Origin of the sequence: Streptomyces boncukensis (assembly GCF_011045075.1) — a bacterium.
Classification (GTDB): domain Bacteria; phylum Actinomycetota; class Actinomycetes; order Streptomycetales; family Streptomycetaceae; genus Streptomyces; species Streptomyces boncukensis.
In genome coordinates, this window is sequence record NZ_JAAKZZ010001075.1 from 1 (window position 1) to 671 (window position 671).

At 68.9% G+C, this 671-nt stretch carries 1 protein-coding gene; it reads left to right on the forward strand.

Translation table 11 applies throughout. The features are described 5' to 3' along the window. On the forward strand, positions 1-671 hold a 671-nt coding region (locus tag G5C65_RS38005; RefSeq protein WP_165303635.1), incomplete at both ends, for an acyltransferase domain-containing protein.

A 671-nucleotide genomic window follows, 5' to 3' on the forward strand; every position in this document is an offset into this window, starting at 1 on the left:
CCCCCACCACCACCCGACCCGTCCTCGTCTTCCCCGGACAAGGCGCCCAATGGGTCGGCATGGCCACCGAACTCATGCACGCCGAACCCGTCTTCGCCCACCGCATGCACGAGTGCGCCGAAGCCCTCAGCCACTTCGTCGACTGGAACCTCACCGACGTCCTCCAGGACGCCGAAGCCCTCGAACACGTCGACATCGTCCAACCCGCCCTGTGGGCCGTCATGGTCTCCCTCGCCGACCTATGGCGCCACTACGGCGTCCAGCCCGCCGCCGTCATCGGCCACTCCCAAGGCGAAATCGCCGCCGCCGTCGTCGCCGGAGCACTCACCCTCAACGACGGCGCCCGCGTCGTCGCCCTGCGCAGCCACGCCATCCGCACCCTCGCCGGAGCAGGCGGCATGGCCTCCATCCCCCTCCCCCGCACCCACGTCGACACCCTCATCGCCCCCTACAACGGCCGCCTGTCCATCGCCACCGTCAACGGCCCCGCCGTCACCGTCATCTCCGGCGACACCCAAGCCATCCAGGACATCGTCGACCACACCGACGGCGCCAAACGCATCAACGTCGACTACGCCTCCCACTCCGCCCACGTCGAAACCATCGAAAACGACCTACGCGAACTCCTCGCCCCCATCACCCCCCACACCGGCACCATCCCCTTCTACTCC